This window comes from Halomonas sp. 1513 (assembly GCA_001971685.1).
Lineage (GTDB): Bacteria > Pseudomonadota > Gammaproteobacteria > Pseudomonadales > Halomonadaceae > Franzmannia.
Genome location: CP019326.1, coordinates 1216294 through 1230156 on the forward strand (window position 1 = coordinate 1216294; position 13863 = coordinate 1230156).

The 13863-nt window shown below is 67.6% G+C and carries 10 protein-coding genes; 8 read left to right on the top strand and 2 right to left on the bottom strand.

Going from position 1 to position 13863, the window contains the following annotated elements:
• Positions 1-11: 11 nt before the first annotated feature.
• Complete coding sequence (locus BWR19_05610) at positions 12-1490, top strand: carnitine dehydratase (protein APX92458.1); 1479 nt, start codon at positions 12-14, stop codon at positions 1488-1490.
• A 9-nt stretch (positions 1491-1499) separates the two neighbouring features.
• Here BWR19_05610 and BWR19_05615 read toward each other — a convergent pair whose 3' ends face one another.
• Positions 1500-2189, bottom strand: a complete 690-nt coding sequence (locus BWR19_05615; GenBank protein APX92459.1) for a GntR family transcriptional regulator — start codon at positions 2187-2189, stop codon at positions 1500-1502.
• A gap of 116 nt (positions 2190-2305) precedes the next feature.
• On the opposite strand from BWR19_05615, the gene BWR19_05620 reads away from it, so the two are divergent.
• The 7 genes from BWR19_05620 to BWR19_05650 all read left to right on the top strand — a co-directional run bounded on the left by BWR19_05620 (position 2306) and on the right by BWR19_05650 (position 10768).
• Positions 2306-3730 (top strand): FAD-binding dehydrogenase, encoded by a 1425-nt coding sequence (locus BWR19_05620; GenBank protein APX92460.1) that lies wholly within the window; start codon positions 2306-2308, stop codon positions 3728-3730.
• A complete protein-coding gene (locus tag BWR19_05625) occupies positions 3717-4826 on the top strand; it encodes a hypothetical protein (protein APX92461.1) in 1110 nt (369 codons plus the stop codon). Before BWR19_05620 ends, BWR19_05625 begins: the two co-directional genes overlap by 14 nt.
• Positions 4827-4994: 168 nt before the next feature.
• Complete coding sequence (locus BWR19_05630) at positions 4995-7343, top strand: RNA-binding transcriptional accessory protein (protein ID APX92462.1); 2349 nt, start codon at positions 4995-4997, stop codon at positions 7341-7343.
• A gap of 154 nt (positions 7344-7497) precedes the next feature.
• Entirely contained in the window at positions 7498-9123 is a 1626-nt protein-coding gene (locus BWR19_05635; protein APX92463.1) for a glutamate--cysteine ligase, read from the top strand.
• A gap of 33 nt (positions 9124-9156) precedes the next feature.
• Positions 9157-9678: a disulfide bond formation protein B gene (locus BWR19_05640; protein ID APX92464.1), complete on the top strand. Its 522-nt coding sequence runs from the start codon at positions 9157-9159 to the stop codon at positions 9676-9678.
• A 62-nt stretch (positions 9679-9740) separates the two neighbouring features.
• Positions 9741-10166 carry a hypothetical protein gene (locus BWR19_05645; GenBank protein ID APX92465.1) on the top strand — a complete coding sequence of 142 codons (426 nt, stop codon included), beginning with the start codon at positions 9741-9743 and terminating at the stop codon, positions 10164-10166.
• 98 nt (positions 10167-10264) lie between these two features.
• A complete protein-coding gene (locus tag BWR19_05650; GenBank protein APX92466.1) occupies positions 10265-10768 on the top strand; it encodes an anti-RNA polymerase sigma 70 factor in 504 nt (167 codons plus the stop codon).
• A gap of 25 nt (positions 10769-10793) precedes the next feature.
• Here the strand turns inward: BWR19_05650 and BWR19_05655 are convergent, their stop codons facing one another.
• Positions 10794-13862 (bottom strand): MFS transporter, encoded by a 3069-nt coding sequence (locus BWR19_05655; GenBank protein APX92467.1) that lies wholly within the window; start codon positions 13860-13862, stop codon positions 10794-10796.
• Position 13863 lies beyond the last annotated feature (1 nt).

A 13863-nucleotide genomic window follows, 5' to 3' on the forward strand; every position in this document is an offset into this window, starting at 1 on the left:
GAGGTCCCTGCGTGCCAACCACCTACCAACTGTATATCGGCGGCGCCTGGCGGGATGCCGCCGATGGCGCTACCTTCCCGGCCATCAACCCGGTCGACCAGCAACCCTGGGCGCACCTTCCCCAGGCCAGCAGCGCAGACGTCGACGCGGCGGTAGCGGCGGCCCGCGAAGCCTTCGACAGCGGCTGGAAACACACCAACGGCTTGACCCGCGCCACGCTGATGCAGCGCCTGGCCGAGCTGCTCGAGGCCGACGCCGAGCGCATGGCCCAGCTCGAGACCACCGACAACGGCAAGGTGATTCGCGAGACCCGCGTGCAGATGCGCTTCGCGGCGCGCAACTACCGCTACTTCGCCGGCTGGGCCGACAAGCTTCACGGCGAGAGCATCCCGCTGGACCGCCCCGAGCTGGTCGACTTCACCACCCGTGAGCCGCGCGGTGTCGCGGCCTTGATCACCTCCTGGAATTCGCCGATGGCGATACTCGCCAACAAGCTGGCACCGGCGCTGGCGGCGGGCTGCACGGTAGTGATCAAGCCGTCTGAAATGGCCAGCGTGACCACCCTGGCCTTCGCCGAGCTGTGCGAGCGGGCCGGCTTCCCCGCCGGGGTGGTCAACGTGGTGACCGGCGACGGCAGCGTCGGCGCGGCGCTCACCGGTCACCCCGGCATCGACCTGATCAGCTTCACGGGGGGCACCGCCACCGGCAAGGCGATCTCGCGGGTGGCGGCCGAGCACCTGACGCCGGTGACCCTGGAATTGGGCGGCAAGTCGGCCAATATCGTGTTCGCCGATGCCGACCTCGAACAGGCCGTGACCGGCGCTGTAGCGGGGATATTCGCCGCCGCCGGCCAGACCTGCATCGCCGGCTCGCGGCTGCTGGTGCAGCGCGAGATCTACGATCGGGTGGTGGCCCAGGTGTGCGAGCGCGCCCGGGCGATTCGCGTCGGTGATCCCCGCGACGAGGCCACCGAGATGGGGCCCGTGGCGACCCAGGCCCAGCATCAGCGGGTGCAAGCCTTTATCCAGCGAGCCCGCGACCAGGGCGCCAGCTTGGCGGTGGGCGGTGGTGTGCCGCAGGGCGAGGCCTATGCGCGCGGCTACTTCATCGAGCCCACGGTGTTCACCGAGGTGGCGCCGGACGCCGAGCTGGCTCAGGAGGAGGTGTTTGGGCCGGTGCTGGCGATCATTCCGTTCGACACCGAGGACGAGGCCATTGGCATCGCCAACGGCACCGCCTATGGCCTGGTCGCCGGCCTGTGGACCCAGAACCTGGCGCGGGCGCACCGTGTGGCAAGGCGTCTCGAGGTGGGCGGGGTGTGGGTCAATACCTATCGAACCAGCGCCGCCCAGGCGCCGTTCGGTGGCGTCAAGGCCAGCGGTATTGGCCGCGAGCGGGGCCTGCATGCGCTGGACGAATATCTCGAGATCAAGAACCTGATGATCGACCTGTCGAGCGAGGCCCGTGACCCCTTCGCGATCCGCACCTGACGGCTGCGTCTAGTCGTCGTAGCTCTCGAAGAGCGCCTCGAGGCGGACCTTGTAGGCCTCGCGGATGTGGGTGCGGGCGAGGCGCTCGGCGGCTTCCGGGTCGCGGGCCTCGAGCGCGTCGATGATCGCGCGATGCTCGCTGCGCGCGGTCTCGGCACGGCCTGGCTTGGCCAGGGTGCTGCGGCCGAGCAGCATCATCGACTCCTGTAGCGAATTCAGCATTTTCAGCAGGTAGCGGTTGTGACCGCAGCGATACAGGGTGCTGTGGAACAGCTTGTTGTTCTTTACCAGGTCAGCGGTGTCGCTCAAGCGTGCGTCGCGCTCGCTGATCTCGCGCAGGAAGGCGATTTCCACCTCTGAGGCGTGCTGCGCAGCGAGCCCCGCGGCGGTGCCTTCCAGCACCTCGCGCATGGCATACAGCTCGCTGATCATGCCGTGATCGAGCTCGGTGATGATGGTGCCACGGGCCGGGTCGTTGGCGACGAGACCCTCGAGCTGCAGACGGTTGAGTGCTTCGCGCACCGGCGTGCGGCTGAGGCCGATGCGTTCGGCCAGTTCCACTTCGCGAATGCGCGTGCCGGGTGGCAGGCTGCCGTCCTTGATGGCGTCGATGATATAGCGATACGCCTGTTCGCTGCGCGGCTCGCCGCGCTGGTTGGCCGCCGTCGTGGCGCTCTTGCGTGGCTTGCGCTCTGCCATGGCTTGGGAGCCTCGAATTGCATGAATGATGTCGGGTCATGGTATGCCAGAGAACACCACTTGTCATTTTGAACACTAGTGGATACATTTGTATTTATTAAGACGAGGGGATCAGGATGTTGTCATCGACCGGAGAGCGACTCAGCGAGGCCGACCTGACGCGGCATGACGTGCTGGTAATCGGCGGCGGCAACGCTGCGCTATGCGCCGCGCTGTCGGCTCGCGAGCAGGGCGCCAGCGTGTTGCTGTTGGAGAGTGCGCCGCACAAGTGGCGGGGCGGCAACAGCATTCATACCCGCAACCTGCGCTGCATGCATCGCGAGCCCACCGATGTGCTCAGCGATGCCTACCTCGAGGATGAGTTCTTCGACGACGTGTGGCGGGTCACCGGCGGCATCACCAACGAGGCCCTGGCGCGCCACGTGATTCGCGCCTCGGAAACCTGCACCGACTGGATGAAAAGCTACGGCGTGCGCTTCCAGCCGTCGCTGGGCGGCACCCTGCACCTGGGGCGCACCAACGCCTTCTTCCTGGGCGGCGGCAAGGCGCTGGTCAACACCTACTACCAGGCCGCCGAGCGCCTGGGGGTGACGATTCTCTACGAGGCCGAAGCCGAGCAGCTGGTGTTCGACGGCAAGCGTTTCGACCACGCGCTGGTCAACTACAACGGTTCGCCGCGCAAGGTCAGTGCCAAGGCGGTGGTGATCGCCTCGGGGGGCTTCGAGTCAAACCAGGCGTGGCTGGAAGAGGCCTGGGGGGAGGTGTCGCGCAACTTCCTGATCCGCGGCACCCGCTTCAACCAGGGCAAGATGCTGCGCGCGCTGATCGATAACGGCGCCAAGATCATCGGCGATCCGACCCAGGGCCATGCAGTGGCCATCGACGCCCGAGCACCCAAGTATGACGGCGGTATCGTCACCCGCGTCGACTGCGTATCGCTGGGCATCGTGGTCAACCGCGACGGCGAGCGCTTCTACGACGAGGGCGAGGACTTCTGGCCCAAGCGCTACGCCATCTGGGGGCGGCTGATCGCCAAGCAGCCGGGGCAGGTGGGCTACTCGATCACCGATGCCAAGGCCCAGGGGCGATTCATGCCCTCGGTGTTTCCCCCCGAGCAGGCCGATACCCTCGAGGAACTGGCAGCCAAACTCGAGCTGCCGGTCGACGCGGTGCGCAATACCGTGGATGAGTTCAATGCCGCGGTGCAGCCCGGCCACTTCGACCACAGCGTGCTCGACGACTGCCACACTCGGGGCATCACGCCCGAGAAGACCCACTGGGCGCAGCGTATCGACGAGCCGCCGTTCTACGGCTATCCGCTGCGCACCGGCATCACCTTCACCTACCTGGGCGCCGAGGTCGACGCCAAGGCGCGCATGTACATGGACAGCGGTGAGCTGGCCGACAACGTCTTCCTGGCCGGCGAGATCATGGCCGGCAACATTCTCGGGCAGGGCTACGTCGCCGGCTTCGGCATGACCATCGGCACCGTGTTCGGCCGCATCGCAGGCACAGAGGCAGGCAGCTATGCAAAAGATTGAGGCACTGATCGAGGAAACCCGCAACAACATGACGATCTGCAATGCCTGCCGGTATTGCGAGGGGTTCTGCCCGGTGTTCCCGGCCATGGAGCGGCGCCGCGCCTTCACCCCCGAGGATCTCAAGTACCTGGCCAACCTCTGTCACAACTGCGGCGAGTGCTACTACGCCTGCCAGTACGCGCCGCCCCATGAATTCGCCGTCAACGTACCGCAGTCGATGGCCAAGCTGCGCGCCGAATCCTACCGTGATTACGCCTGGCCGGGGCCGCTGGCGAAGCTGTTCGACCGCAACGGCCTGCTCGCCGCCCTGGCGCTGGCGGTGGGGGTGACCCTGCTGCTGCTGATTGCGGTCGGTCTCAACGGCGGGCTGGCGGCCCTGGTCACCACCCAGCACGGCGGTGATTTCTACGCGCTGATGCCGCACAACGTGATGGTGGTGACCTTCGGCTCGGTATCGCTCTTCGTGCTGCTGGCGCTGGTGATGGGGATGCTGCGCTTCTGGCGCGAGAGCGGCGAGGGCGTGGCCGGGCTGCGCGATGGCGAAAGCTGGCGGCAGGCGCTCAAGGAGACCTTCTCGCTCAAGCACCTGCACGGCCAGGGCGAGGTAGGCTGCACCTATCCCGACGCCTACCACTCTCACTGGCGGCGGCGCTTCCACCACTTCACGTTCTACGGTTTCATGCTCAGCTTCGCCGCCACCGTCACCGGCACCATCTATCACTACGTGTTCGGCTGGCAGGCACCCTACGACTTCACCAGCCTGCCCAAGCTGTTCGGCACCCTGGGCGGCATCGGCCTGCTGATCGGCCCGGCGGGGCTGCTGTACCTCAAGCTGGTCCGCGACCCGGACACCGCCGACGTCCGCCAGATGGGCATGGACGTGGCCTTCATCGCGCTGCTGTGGCTGACCGGCTTCACCGGCCTGGCGCTGATGCTACTGCGCGAGACGTCGGCCATGGGGGTGATGCTGGTGGTGCACCTGGGGGTGGTCATGGCGCTATTCATCACCATGCCCTACGGCAAGTTCGTGCACGGCTTCTATCGCCTGCTGGCGGTGTATCGTAACGCCCTGGAGCGCAACCGCGCCGGCCGCTGAGGCCCCGGCAGTGCGGCAGCACTCCCGGTTGCCGGTCAGTGAGGGGGCCAGGTACGAGCAGTGCGGCGTATCGGCGATAGCCCTGCAGCAACGCCGATACGGCTGCCGCGTGGCAGGCGCTTGTGATACCTTGGCGCGATCTTTTGTCGTTGCTACATCAAGGATGTCATGGACGCATACGCCGCTATTATCGCCCGCCTCGCCGACGAACTCGGCGTCCGCCCCCAGCAGGTTTCGGCCACGGTAGAGCTGCTCGACGGTGGGGCTACCGTGCCCTTCATCTCGCGCTACCGCAAGGAGGTCACCGGCGGCCTCGACGACACCCAGCTGCGTCAGCTCGACGAGCGCCTGGTCTATCTGCGCGAGCTCGAGGAGCGCCGCGCCGCGGTGCTCGCCGCCATCGACGAGCAGGGCAAGCTGGATGACGGCCTCAAGCGCCAGATCGAGGCAGCCGAGACCAAGCAGCGCCTCGAAGATCTCTACCTGCCCTACAAGAAGAAGCGCCGTACCAAGGCCCAGATCGCCCGCGAGGCGGGCCTCGAGCCGCTGGCCGACGCCCTGCTCGCCGACCCGAGCCTGGACCCGGAGTCCGAGGCCAGTCGCTACCTGCGTCCCGCCGAGGGCGAAACGCCGGCGGTCGAGGATGCCAAGGCGGCGCTGGACGGCGCCAAGCAGATCCTCATGGAGCGCTTCGCCGAAGAGGCCGAGCTGGTCGGCAAACTGCGCGAGCGGCTGTGGGCCGAGGGCCAGTTGAGTGCGCGGGTGATCGCCGGCCAGGAACAGCAGGGCGCCAAGTTCTCCGACTACTTCGAGCACGACGAAGCCCTGGCCAAGACCCCCTCGCACCGCGCCCTGGCGATGTTCCGCGGCCGCAACGAAGGCGTGCTGAGCCTGGCCATCAAGCTGCCCGGTGAAGACGAGGCGCCGCTGCATCCGGCCCAGGTGGCCATCGCCAAGCACCTGGGCATTCGCGATCAGGGGCGCGCCGCCGACAAGTGGCTCGCCGAGGTGGTGCGCTGGACCTGGCGGGTCAAGCTCTACACCCACCTAGAGACCGAGCTGATGGGGCGCCTGCGCGAGCGCGCCGAGCTCGAGGCGATCGAGGTCTTCGCCGCCAACCTCAAGGACCTGCTGCTGGCGGCGCCGGCCGGGCCCAAGGCGACCCTGGCCATCGACCCCGGCCTGCGTACCGGCTGCAAGGTCGCGGTGGTGGACGCCACCGGCCAGTTCCTCGAGCACGCCACCATCTATCCCCACGCGCCGCAGAAGCGCTGGGACGAGGCGCTGGCGGTGCTCGGCAAGCTGGTCGAGCGCCACGGCGTGGCGCTGATCGCGGTGGGCAACGGCACCGCCAGCCGCGAGACCGACAAGCTGGCCGGCGAGCTGATCAAGCGCCTGGCGCCGCGCCCGCTGGCCAAGGTCATGGTCAGCGAGGCCGGGGCCTCGGTCTATTCGGCCTCGGAGTACGCCGCCCGTGAATTTCCCGACCTCGACGTCACCATTCGCGGTGCGGTCTCCATCGCCCGGCGCCTGCAGGACCCGCTCGGCGAGCTGGTCAAGATCGAGCCCAAGTCGATCGGCGTCGGCCAGTATCAGCACGACGTCTCCCAGGTGCAGCTGTCGCGCAGCCTGGAGGCGGTGATCGAGGACTGCGTCAACGCCGTGGGCGTCGACCTCAACATGGCCTCCGTGGCGCTGCTGTCGCGGGTCTCCGGGCTCAACCTGGGGCTGGCCGAGAACATCGTCGCGCGGCGTAACAGCGAGGGCGCCTTCAGCAGCCGCCGCGCGCTGCTCGAGGTCAGCCGGCTGGGGCCCAAGACCTTCGAGCAGTGTGCCGGCTTCCTGCGCATCAGGGACGGCGACAACCCGTTGGATGCCAGCGCCGTGCACCCCGAGGCGTATCCGCTGGTCGAGCGCATTGCCGAGCGCAGCGGGCGGCCGCTGGCCGGCCTGATCGGCGACAGCGCCACGCTCACGTCGCTGAAGCCGGCGGACTTCGCCGATGAGCGCTTCGGCGTGCCCACCGTCAGCGACATCCTCAAGGAGCTCGACAAGCCGGGCCGCGATCCGCGTCCCGAGTTCAAGGCCGCCGAGTTCCGCGAGGGGGTCGAGACGCTCAAGGACCTCGAGGTCGGCATGCTGCTCGAGGGCACGGTGACCAACGTCACCCACTTTGGCGCCTTCGTCGATGTCGGCGTGCATCAGGATGGCCTGGTGCATATCTCGGCGCTGTCGAACAAATTCGTCGACGACCCGCGCTCGGTGGTCAAGGCCGGGGATATCGTCAAGGTCAAGGTGATGAGCGTCGATCTGGAGCGCGCGCGGATCGGCCTCTCGATGCGCCTCGACGACCGGCCGGAGGAGCAGCAGAACCGTGGTAGAGGGCGTCAGCCGGCCACCGACAAGCCTGCGCGCAAGCGCGAATCGCGCTCCCCCCAGCAGGGCAAGGGCCAGGCCGAGGGCGAGGTCGGCGCGCTGGGTGCCGCGCTGCTGCAGGCGCGTCGCAAGGGCAAGTAGTGCCCGACTGGCAAAACACCTTTCACGCCTCGCGCCTTGAAAGGTCTCGACCAGGCACCATAATGTGTCACTTATGCGAGCGTCGCGGGCTTCCCGACGCTCGCCCCGTTTCATCAGCGAAGAGGGGCCGGGCCCCATCCTTCCATGCCATGGGGTGTTTACCTTGTCCGAGCAACTCGCTTCCGTCATCGCCCGGCTCAAGGCGCCGGCCCGTGAGGGCCAGATCGGTCGCCTGCGCCGCGGCATCGAGAAAGAGGGACTGCGCGTCGATGCCGGTGGCCGCATTGCCGACACGCCGCACCCCCATGCGCTGGGCTCGAAGCTTACCCACCCGCATATCACCACCGACTACTCCGAGGCACTGCTCGAGTACATCACGCCGGTGTATTGCCGGCCGGTTGATGCGCTGGGCTTTCTCGGTGACCTGCATCGCTTCAGCTATCGCCACCTCGGCGATGAGCTGATCTGGCCGGCCAGCATGCCGGCGCGGCTTGACGGCAATGACAGCGTGCCGATCGCCGACTACGGCAGCTCCAACGTCGGCACCATGAAGCACGTCTACCGCAAGGGGCTCGATGTGCGCTACGGGCGCATCATGCAGGCCATCGCCGGGGTCCACTACAACGTGTCGCTGCCCGACGACCTGTGGCCGCTGCTGCGCGAGATCGATCCGCTGTCGTCGGACACCGCGGCCTCGTCGGACGCCGACTACCGTTCGAGCCGCTACTTCGGGCTGATACGCCACTTCCGCCGCAACAGCTGGCTGCTGATGTACCTGTTCGGCGCCTCGCCGGCCATCGACCGCAGCTTTCTGGACGGCAAGCCGGGCCCCGATTGGCTCGAGGCCCACGGCCGCGATACCCTGCTGGCGCCCTACGCCACCACCCTGCGCATGTCGGGACTCGGCTACCAGAACAAGGTCCAGGAGCAGCTCAAGATCTGCTTCAACTCGCTGTCGAACTATGTCGGCACCCTGCGCCATGCGATCTCCACGCCCTGGGCGCCGTACCAGTCGCTGGGCGTCAGGCAGGGCAATCAGTGGCAGCAGCTCAACGCCAACATCCTGCAGATCGAGAACGAGTACTACAGCGACATCCGCCCCAAGCGCGTGGCGCGTCATGACGAGACGCCCAGCCAGGCGCTGGAGGCGCGCGGGGTGGAGTACATCGAGGTGCGCTGCCTGGATCTCAACCCGTTCCTGCCACTCGGGGTCGATGCCGCCCAGATGCACTTCCTGGACACCTTCCTGATGTGGTGCCTGCTGGCGGACAGCCCGTGGATCCCCGACGACGAGTGCGACCACCTCGACGACAACCGCCGGCTGGTGGTGGAGCGTGGCCGCGACCCGGCGATGCGCTTGAGCATCGACGGCGAGCTGCGCTCGGTGGCCGAGCGCGGGGCCGAGATCTTCGCCGAGCTCGAGGCCGTCGCCGAGCTGCTCGACATCCACGAGGCCGGCAGCCCGCACGGCGAGGCGGTACGCGGGCTGGCGCCGCTGCTCGACGATCCTGACCTGACGCCTTCGGGGCGCGTCATGTCGCGTCTCCAGGCGCGCGGCGAAAGCTTCGCCGAGGTGATGCTGGCGCTGGCCCGGGAGCAGGCCGACCAGTTCCGCCAGGAGCCGATGGACGCCGCCCGCCGGGCGCTGTTCGATGAACTCATCGACACCTCGCACCGCCAGCAGGCGGAGATCGAGACCGCCGATCGCGAAAGCTTCAGTGCCTTCCTCGACGGTTATTTCACCCGTGCACGTGAACCTCGGGCGGCCCGCGCCGTCTGAGTTCGCCACCATGACACCATTCGGGGATCTCGTGTGACCTCAACTCTCAAGGCGCTGTCGGCGCGGCAATGGAGCCTTGTCGGGCTCGCGTTCTGTACCCTGATGATGGCCGTGGCGCTGCTGCTCGAGCACGGCGCTGGGCTCGAGCCCTGCCCGCTGTGCATCTTCCAGCGCGTTGCGGTCCTGGCGGCGGCGGCGGTACTGCTGGTGGCGGCGCTGCACAACCCGCGCGGCGCCGGCATGATCGTGTATGGCGGCCTGGGGCTGGTGGCGGTGGCCGGCGGCATCGGCGTGGCCTGGCGCCACCTGTGGCTGCAGTCGCTGCCGGCGGACCAGGTGCCGAGCTGCGGCCCGGGGCTCGACTACATGATGGACATCCTGCCGTGGCGCGACGTGCTGGCCAGGGTGCTGTCGGGCTCCGGCGAGTGCGCCGAGATCGACTTCCTGTTCCTCGGCATCTCGCTGCCGGGGTGGACGCTGATCGGCTTCGTGGTGCTGGCCAGCGTACCGCTGGCGCTGCTGGTGCGAGGCATTCAGACGCTGCGCCGGGGCTGAAATATGCTACCGTTCCGGCAACCCGGATACGCTTTTCGTCAACCCGATACAAGGAACCTGGCATGCGCCTTCTGACTCTTCCCCTGATGCTGATCATCGCCCTGCTGGTGGCGGCCTGCTCGACTACCGCCATGCAGCAGGAGCGTGCCACCGAGCTGCGCCCCGGCCAGACCTACCACGGCCAATTGGCCTCCGGTTCAAGGCTGTTCCGCTTTACCCTCGACCGTCCCACCAGCGTCGTGCTGAGTGCCACCACGCCGGTCATGCGCAGCCTGCCCGGTGGCTACAACGGCCGGCTGCTGGACGCCGATGGCCAGCTGATCGCGGAAGATCGCGAGAGCGGCGAGCGCTTCAACTTCCGCATCGCCGAGCAGCTCGAGGCGGGCACCTACTATCTGGAAATGCGCCAGCCCCAGGCCTGCAGCTCGCGCCTCTGCCCCAACGAGAACATGTCGTTCACGCTGTCGTTCCGCGTCGATCGCGGCTGAGGCAAATCCTACCCGATGGAGGATTGACACGACTCGCCAGTCGCGCGAGTCTGTCAGTCCGCCCTGTTGGCGGGTCAGGATGTGCAAGGGAGGCGCCCATGCTGGAAGATTGCAAGACGGCCCTGGAACGCTGGGGTGGCGTGCATCGCCTGATCGACCGTTGGCTCGATCAGCGCCGCGAACTGCTGGTCAGCTTCGTCGAGCTGCAGGAAGCCTGTGATATCGAGCTCGAGGCGGTGACCAAGGCGCAGATAGACACCTTCAGCGAACTGCTGATGGACTACATCAGCGCCGGGCACTTCGAGATCTACCCGCAGCTGCGCGAGGAGTCCTCGGCCTTCAATGACGACGAGGCGCTGATAATCGCCGACCGCCTGCTCGAGCGTCTCGACATGTCCACTGAGCTGGTGCTCTCCTTCGACAATGACTATTCGTCGCCGATCAAGTGTCAGCACAATCTGGGGCGCCTGCCGGCCTGGCTCGACCGCCTCGCCAAGGGCCTGACCGAGCGCTTCGCCCTCGAAGACCAGCTGATCGGTCGCCTGCATGCGGCCCATTCGCCGCCGCCCGGCGCCCAAGCCAGTCTGCGCGCCACCTCCTGACCCTGCCCGACTAACGCGGCGCCCCTCAGCGCCGCGATGACATTTTACCCCCCAATACCAGCATGCACGGCGTCAGCAGCAGCGTCAGTCCGGTGGCGAAGGTCAGGCCGCCGGCGATGGCGCTGGACAGCTGTGTCCACCATTGCGTCGAGGGCGCGCCAATGCCGAGGCTTGGCGCAAACAGATTGACGTTGATGCCGAGCACCATCGGCAGCAGCCCCAGCACCGTGGTGATCGCCGTCAGCAGCACCGGTCGCAGGCGCAGCCCGCCGGCCTCCAGCGCCGCTTCGGGACTGCTCAGGCCATCCCGGCGCAGCTGGTTGTAGGTGTCGATCAGCACGATGTTGTTGTTCACCACGATCCCCGCCAGGGCGATGATGCCCATGCCCACCATGACGATGCCGAACGGCTGGCCGTTGACCAGCAGGCCGATCAATACCCCGGCGGTGGAGAACACGATCGCCGAGAGCACCAGCGCCGCCTGGTAGAGGCTGTTGAACTGGGTCACCAGGATCAGCGTCATCAGGAAGATCGCAACCCCGAAGGCGGTGATCAGGAACTGCGCGGTCTCCTGCTGATCCTCCTGCTCGCCGGCGATATTCACCAGCACGCCGTCGGGCAGCGACTGCATGGCGTCACCCAGTGCGCGCAGCCGCTCCGCGGGCTGGGCGCCGGCCTCCACGTCGGCCTCGAGGGTGATGGCGCGGCGGCCGTCGATGCGCTGCAGGCTGCCGACCTTGGGCGCCGGCGTCAGCTCGACGAAGTGGCTCATCGGCACCTGGCCGCGTTCGGTGTTGATGGTCATGGCCTGGAGCTGGTCCAGCGAGCGATGCGCCTCGGGCAGGCGCACGCGGATGTCGACCTCGTCGGTGACCTCGGCTGGCCGGTAGCTGGCCACCTGCAGGCCGGTGGTAACCAGCTGGACCGCGCTGCCCACCGCCGCCACGTCGGCGCCGAAGCGGGCGGCCGCTTCGCGGTCGACCTCGATTCGCCACTCCACCCCGGGCAGGCTGCGGTTGTCCTCGATGTCGCGGAAGCCGCCCAGCTCGCCCATGGCAGCGCGCAGCTCGTCGACCGCGCGGTCGGTGAGCGCCGGATCCTGGGCGCTGATTTCGAGCACGATCGGCTTGCCGCCTGCCGGTCCTTGCTCCTGCTCGCGAAACTCGAAGATCACCCCGGGCAGGTCTGCGGTGCGCTCGCGCATCTCGGCAAGAATCTGGCTCGCCGGGCGACGCTGCTGCCAGTCGATGAACTGAAAGCTGAGCTGGCCGATCACGTCGGGACCTAGTTGGTCATTGGCGACGGCGAAGGAGCGCGCGTAGAGGGCCTGAACCTCACTCATGCCGGCCAGGCGCTGTTCGGCGCGGCGCACCACGGCATCCCTCTCGAGTGCCGAGAGGTCGCCGCGGGCGCGCACCAGCACCTGGGCGCTGTCGGGCTCGACGCTGGGGAAGAACTCGACGCCGTGATTGAAGCGCGCATAGCCGGTATACACCAGCGCCATGATGCCCAGCGCCGCGAGCAGCGTGGTGCCGGGCCTGGCCAGCAGCCAGCCCAGCGCGCGTCGATAGAGGCGTCCGCCACGGCTGATGCGCGGTTCGCGGCGTTCGTCGGCGGCCCGCGGCTGGCGGCGGCTGACCACGCTGCCCAGCGTCGGCAGGAAGATCAGCGCCATGGCCAGCGACGCCAGCAGGCACAGGATCACCGTGGCCGGCAGGTATTTCATGAATTCGCCGACCACGCCGGGCCAGAACAGTAGCGGCAAGAACACCGCCAGGGTGGTCGCGGTGGAGGCGATCACCGGCCAGGCCATGCGCGAGGCCGCCCCGGCCCATGACTCGCTGGGTGTCTGGCCGGCGCTGAGGTGACGATCGGCCAGCTCGCTGACCACGATGGCACCGTCGACCAGCATCCCGGCGACCAGAATCAGCGCGAACAGCACCACGATATTGAGGGTGTAGCCCACCGACCAGATCAGCAGGATGCCGGTCAGGAAGGCGCCGGGAATGGTCAGGCCCACCATCAGCGCGGCACGCAGTCCCATCACCGCGAGGATCACGATCAGCACCAGCACTACCGCGGTGAGCACGTTGTTGAGCAGCTCCGAGAGCATGTCGTCGACGGTCTCGGATTCGTCCATGATGGTGGTGACTTCGAGGCCATCGGGCAGCAGCGGACCCGCTTCGTCGAACAGCTCGCGCACGGCGTTGACGGTAGCGATGATATTGGCCCCGGCGCGCTTGGATATCTCCAGCACCAGCGCCGGCTGGTCGTTGATGCGTGCGAAGCCCTCGGGGTCCTTGAAGGTGGGGCGGATGTGCGCCACATCGCCGAAGGTGACCACCCGATCCTCCTCGACCTTGACCGGCATGCCCATCACGTCCTCGAGGCGCTCGATCACCCCGGGGACCTTGAGCGCCATGCGTCCGGCGCCGGTGTCCAGGCTGCCGGCGGCGACTAGGCGATTGTTGCGCGAGACCATGTTGAACAGGCTGTCGAAGTCGACGCCGTAGCTGTCGAGCACCAGCGGGTCGACGACGATCTCCAGCAGGTCCTCGCGCTCGCCGCCGATGTCCACCTCGAGTACCTCGGGAATGCCCTCGATCTGCTCCTTGAGCTGGCGCGCCACCGCCAGCCGCTGGGTCTCTTCCAGCGGCCCGGAGAGGCCGATCGAGAGCACCGGGAACAGCGCCACGTTGACCTCCATCACGCGCGGCTCGTCGGCCTCGTCGGGCAGCGAGCTGCGCGCGATGTCGACCCGCTCGCGAACGTCGGCCAGGGCCTGGTTGGCATCGAAGCCGGCGTCGAACTCCAGCGTCACCGAGGCGTGCCCCTCGCTGGACTGAGAGGTCATCTTGCGTACCCCGGCGATCGAGCGCAGCTCCTGCTCCATGGGCCTGACCAGCAGCCGCTCGCCGTCCTCGGGGCTGACCCCCTCCAGGCTCAGCGACACATAGATCATGGGAATCGCGACGTCGGGATTGGCCTCCTTGGGAATCGCCTGGTAGGCCGCGCTGCCGGCCAGCAGCAGAAATGCCAGCAACAACAGAGTGGTGCGCGACCGCTGCAGGGCCGCTTCGATCAGGGTTCGCATC

Bases quoted from the DNA above. Each gene is read 5' to 3' on its own strand.
- BWR19_05620 (APX92460.1), top strand. From the start codon at position 2,306: ATGTTGTCATCGACCGGAGAGCGACTCAGCGAGGCCGACCTGACGCGG.
- BWR19_05655 (APX92467.1), bottom strand. From the start codon at position 13,862: ATGCGAACCCTGATCGAAGCGGCCCTGCAGCGGTCGCGCACCACTCTG.
- BWR19_05625 (APX92461.1), top strand. From the start codon at position 3,717: ATGCAAAAGATTGAGGCACTGATCGAGGAAACCCGCAACAACATGACG.
- BWR19_05630 (APX92462.1), top strand. From the start codon at position 4,995: ATGGACGCATACGCCGCTATTATCGCCCGCCTCGCCGACGAACTCGGC.
- BWR19_05650 (APX92466.1), top strand. From the start codon at position 10,265: ATGCTGGAAGATTGCAAGACGGCCCTGGAACGCTGGGGTGGCGTGCAT.
- BWR19_05615 (APX92459.1), bottom strand. From the start codon at position 2,189: ATGGCAGAGCGCAAGCCACGCAAGAGCGCCACGACGGCGGCCAACCAG.
- BWR19_05645 (APX92465.1), top strand. From the start codon at position 9,741: ATGCGCCTTCTGACTCTTCCCCTGATGCTGATCATCGCCCTGCTGGTG.